At 58.2% G+C, this 5,203-nt stretch carries 4 protein-coding genes and 1 pseudogene; 3 read left to right on the forward strand and 2 right to left on the reverse strand.

Annotated elements, in window-relative coordinates; translation table 11 throughout:
- Positions 1–189: pseudogene (locus tag AC1Q61_RS32315) on the reverse strand (hypothetical protein); the annotation flags it as partial.
- A gap of 50 nt (positions 190–239) precedes the next feature.
- Here AC1Q61_RS32315 and AC1Q61_RS32320 point away from each other — a divergent pair.
- From AC1Q61_RS32320 to AC1Q61_RS32330, 3 genes are read left to right on the forward strand one after another with little or no spacing between them, the layout of a single operon-like run.
- Positions 240–1,346 carry a tyrosine-type recombinase/integrase gene (locus AC1Q61_RS32320; RefSeq protein ID WP_047269064.1) on the forward strand — a complete coding sequence of 369 codons (1,107 nt, stop codon included), beginning with the start codon at positions 240–242 and terminating at the stop codon, positions 1,344–1,346.
- Positions 1,343–3,550 (forward strand): tyrosine-type recombinase/integrase, encoded by a 2,208-nt coding sequence (locus AC1Q61_RS32325; protein ID WP_058037609.1) that lies wholly within the window; start codon positions 1,343–1,345, stop codon positions 3,548–3,550. Before AC1Q61_RS32320 ends, AC1Q61_RS32325 begins: the two co-directional genes overlap by 4 nt.
- On the forward strand, positions 3,547–4,146 hold the full coding sequence (locus AC1Q61_RS32330; RefSeq protein WP_047269065.1) for a DUF6262 family protein: 600 nt from the start codon (positions 3,547–3,549) through the stop codon (positions 4,144–4,146). The genes AC1Q61_RS32325 and AC1Q61_RS32330 overlap by 4 nt, the downstream gene beginning before the upstream one ends.
- Before the next feature lie 43 nt (positions 4,147–4,189).
- Here AC1Q61_RS32330 and AC1Q61_RS32335 read toward each other — a convergent pair whose 3' ends face one another.
- Positions 4,190–4,759, reverse strand: a complete 570-nt coding sequence (locus tag AC1Q61_RS32335) for an HNH endonuclease family protein (RefSeq protein WP_223304702.1) — start codon at positions 4,757–4,759, stop codon at positions 4,190–4,192.
- Positions 4,760–5,203 lie beyond the last annotated feature (444 nt).

The raw sequence follows: 5,203 nt of genomic DNA on the forward strand, positions 1-5,203 counted from the left end.
AGTGAACGCGATGGTCTTGTTCGTGTACGGGTCACGGAGCGTACCGGTTTGGACCGAGCAGCTTTTGGAGCCGTCCTTGAATGTCAGGTCGGTGAGGTCACGCCGCAGGATGTCGTTGCGAGTTATCTCTAGCGCCGCATCAGGATGAAGGCACGGTAGGCACGGCGTGTCGGTCGCCCTGTCCCTCATGGTTATCTAATAGCGTCTATATCACAGGTGGGACAGCCATAGGAGTGGCGATGTCGTGTGCTGTAGAGAAGGTCATTTCACCGACGACGGGGCAGTCGGGTTGGGTGATCGTGGACGAAGAATCCATGCGCCCGGTCGCGGAGGCTTCCGAGTGGGTGCTGTTCATGCAAGGCGCCGGAAGGTCACCTCAAACAATCCGCGCATACGTTCCTCGGGTCTGTTGGTTCTTGAACTGGACTGCCGGTCGCGGACTGGATTGGCACGAGATTCGTGTAGGTGAACTCACTCGTTTCAAATTCGCCGTCGAACACACCCCAACCGTCCACTACCGGCTGCGCTCCGGCAGATCGGTCAACGCAGTGATGACCGCTGTCGTCGAATTCCTCAGGTTCTGCGGAATGCGTGGATTGGTCTCCGCAGATGTTGTTTCTGGGCTGTCCCAGCCCAAGTACCTGGCCTACGCACCCCGCGATTTCCACGAAGGTGAATCCGGTCAGCATCGGCTGATTCGTGCCAGAACCCTCAAAGCGCCGGAAGTCGTAAAGCCTCCGGAAATTATTACTGAAGAACAGTTTTCGCATGCTCTGAACTCCGCGAACACCGAACGAGACCGTTTTCTGGTGCTGTTGCTGGTTCGTTCCGGACTCCGAATCGGAGAGGCATTGGGTTCGCGCCGTAGCGACCTGCATTTCCTTCCGACCTCGGTTCATCTGGGATGCCAGGAACGTGGACCTCATGTTCATGTTGTTCGGCGTGAAGGCAATTCGAACGGTGCCCGCGCTAAAGGACAATCCCGAGTCGTACCGGTCAGCGACGAGGTGGTCACTCAGTATCGCGAGTACCTTCTCGAACGAGACAGCGTGCCCACCGCAATGACCTCGGACTTCGTGTTCGTCAACCTTCTCGGGCATCACGCCGGTTCGCCGATGTCGTATTCGAACGCAAAACAGATTGTGGAAAGGATCGGCAACCGTGCCGGTTTCCGATTGCGGCCCCACATGTTCCGGCATACGGCAGCCACAATCTGGACGCGCAACGGCACCGGTATCGACGTGGTTCAGTCGTTGCTCGGTCATGTGAGCCGAGCATCGACCGCGATCTATCAACACCCCGACGCGGAGGACCTGAGGGCGGCAGTGGAAAGAGTGGGCATATGAGCATCACCGCTCTACCCGTCGAGTCAAGAGCCCTCTCGACTGGAAACGAACAGACCTGGAAAGCGTGGTTGATCGAACGAATCGACCCGCAATGGCGAGTCGCGGAATGGGATTCACGCCGACAGGTATTCACCGGAGACGTCGACAACGAAATGACAGCGGTCTATCTGTGCCGAGTCGACCGATGCATGACGGTCGTGGAAATCTTCGACCGCCGTTGCAGGCGGTGCGAACGCCACCGCAAGCTCAACGGGACCTCACCTTCATTCTTCGACCGGACATTCGACCCCGATTCGGTTCCACGAAGAGACGAAAAAGCCTTTTCGAAAGTCGATTTCGAACTCAGTGAGGTGAACGGCACTGTTGCGGCGGAGATTATTTACGGAGTGCAGCAGCGTGACCGTGATCAGATCATCTTGGTTCCGATGCGGATCCGCAGCATAGTTTCCCACCTCCCACCGGATTGTCGCTCACTGCTCGATGTCGCCGGAAATCGCCAGTTCGAGAAGGCACTCGGAGCTGCAGCCGGTGGTGTGTTCCGGTCGTTGGTCACACATCTGCAGCGGGCGCACGTCGTGTACTCCGGTACTGATCCCACCATGGCCGACGTGTGGAAACCTGCCGTCGTGGGCCTGCAAGCTGCTCCGGACCGGCGATACAGTGCGGCCGGTGGCGTTGTGGACTTCCGAGAGATCAGACAGCGATGGCTTCGAGAGATCACCAAACAATTCGGCCGCGAGGTACGCCCACCCGTGACGACACTGCGGCACACCGTTCATGCCGCCGAAATCGCTTCACGGCAACTCTCGCTGCGCACGAACGGCGATCACCCCGAACTACTCGACCACGGTGACATGAGCGCTGTCGTCGAGGGTTTCCGCACCAGCGCCGATCGAGAGGGCAAGCCCCATTCCTTCACCCATCGACGATCATTGCTCGGGTGGTGGCGCCGACTTCTCGAGTTCTCACGCCGCACGGGCGCAATGGATGACATCCCCGGCTCCTTCGCACTCGATCTGCGTTCGCACACAATTGCCCAGGTCGAGACCAGCGAGGACGACTTCGGACGCACGATCCCCGAACATGTCATCGCACAACTCGATCAACACCTCGAGCTGCTGGGTAGGCACTCCACGTACTCCGCGCCGGGCTGGAACCCTGACGACTACGCCATGATGTATCAGACGGTCTACCAGATCATCCGGGACACCGGTCGACGCCCGAGTGAGATCGTCGGGCTCAAACGCTCATGCCTGGACTGGGTCGACGGCAAGCCCACACTCGTCTACGACAACCGTAAACGTCGCAGAATGGGGCGTAGATTGCCGATCAGCACTGCAACGGCAACCGTGATCGACCAATGGCTCGACCACCTTCAATCGCTGTCTGTTCCGGACACACTGTGCGACTGGCTCTTTCCCACGCCGGGAACCCGCAACAACATTCGCCGCGGGCACTTGAGCGGTGCGCAGTTCGGGTCCCGGGCCTTCGCCATCTGGATCGATGCAATCCCGGAACTTGTCGACGAAAGACTCGACGATGACGGAAACCCAGCTCTCTACGACAGATCAATGATCACTCCTTACGGATTGCGGCACTCCTACGCTCAGCGGCACGCTGACAACGGCACACCGGTGGACGTCCTACGCGAATTGATGGATCACCGCAGCGTCGACACGACCATGGGATACTTCTCCGTCACACTCAAACGTAAACGCCAAGCCACCGAGGAGATTTCGAAGTTCGCGATCGACAGGCACGGACGACCGGCGGGATTCACGTCGGTAACGGAGTACGAGCGACAGTCGGTGGCCGTGCCCTTCGGAAACTGCACCGAACCCTCGAACATCAAAGCCGGCGGCCAACACTGCCCGATCCGATTCCAGTGCGCAGGATGCTCCTTCTACCGACCGGACCCGTCCTACCGGCCCGCAATCGAGCAGCATCTCGCAGAGCTGCGCACAGACAAAGAAACTGCAATCGCCACCGACTCCGCGTCGTGGGTGATCACCAACTTCGACGCCCAAATTCACGCGTTCACGGACGTCATCTCGTCGATGGACGCAATGCTTGCCGACCTGCCCGCAGACCAACGCGCGGTCATCGACAACGCCTCCCGCGAACTGAGGAAAGCGAGGACCGCAGCTGCCTTCATACCGCTCGAGTCCGTAACCACCCACACGAACGAGGACGAACAACGATGACTGCCGATGACCGTGACATACGAACCCAACGGCTCATCGCCTCCCGTCGACGTGACAGCGCTGACAAACAACGCAGAACGCTGACAGTCATCGCCGACCTCTCATCCGCTGGCGAACGCATCAACATCAGCGAAATAGCGCGTCGCGCAGGCGTTTCTCCATGGTTCATCTACAACACCGCAGCAATTCGAACCGCCGTCGAACGCGCCACAGAAGAGCACTCCCACACCGCCACCAGAAGCAGCGCCGGACGCACGTCCGCTACGGCGGACAGTCTTCACGCCGAACTGTTGATGGCGCGTGAGGAAGTTCGGGCGCTACGAACGGACCGAACCAAGCTCGAGACCAAAGTGCAACTACTACTCGGCAACCAACTCGAACACCTGCCGCACGACACACTGCTCGCCCGTATCCACGAGCTCGAACAGATAGCAGCCGAGCTGCGCTCGGACCTCGACTCCGAACGCAGACGCGCCGACACCATGACAACACGAACCGAAGAACTCCAGGACGAGCTCACCGCCGCCCGCGCCTCACTCAAAAGGATGGTTCAAAGCGTTTCTCCAGCACGACGAATCGAAGCAATCGGCACATAAGAACACACCCCAGCAAGCATCGGAATCTACGCGGAACTGTGAATCAACACGCGGACAATACGGCAGACATCGCATCCTTCTCTGCTTGAGTCACCCACAGGCGGTAGACCGACTTCACCGTGATCTGCTTCGAGACGTAGGTGCATCGGTACGCCTTGTTCGGGGGAAGCCAGGATGCGGCATCGGAATCAGACTTCTTCGCGTTCGTCGGTCCATCCACCGGGATCAGATTTCGGGGATCGTTCGCCAGATTCGTGCGCTCCTGAAGACTCAATTGTTGCGCACCCTTCTGCCACGAATCGCTCAACGCGACCACATGGTCAATCTGAACTGCAGTCGAAGTATCCTGTCCCCGAACAAAATTGATCGTCTTTCCAGTGTAAGGATCAGCCAACGTGCCAGAGAGAACAACACATTGCTTCTTTCCTTCTTTGAAGACCACGTCAGTCAGCCGCGAAGCCAACAGATTATTGCGCGTATCGCACCCGTCATGCCCGAACTCCACATCGACATCATCAGACCATGCCTGACCGAACTGATCTCTGCTGTAACCAGTTTTCGGAGCACGCCCCTTCACCGGAAGCGTCTCCAACAGCGCAACGGAAGAAGCCACATCAACATCGTGCTGACCAGGGCTATCCACAGACAACGATCCTGCTGGGATCACATCCGCCAACGTCGTACTGCAACCGGAAATCGACAACCCGACCAAGGCAGTGACGGCAACCAGGAGGGAACGGGAACGCACCAAGCGACTATGCAACGTGAAACTCCTAAATCATATGCAGTGCAGAGGATCTGCACTCTTATCAACAAAACTGATGAGGATGATTGTCGGGAAATCCCGACATCAGACCAGGTGTGCTACACATCCACCGAACCCAATCAACCGGCCACGTGCGTGATTGAACATGCCATCGTCCCTATCCGTGCGGTCGAACCGGTCGACCGTCACACGAACTGACCATCGTCACTCACATAACTCACACCGTCGACATCGAACAATGGGGGCCTACCAGCAAGGTTTTGAGATATGTCAAAACTGCGTGCAGATAAT

Source organism: Rhodococcus sp. MPR-R1B, assembly GCF_058793255.1.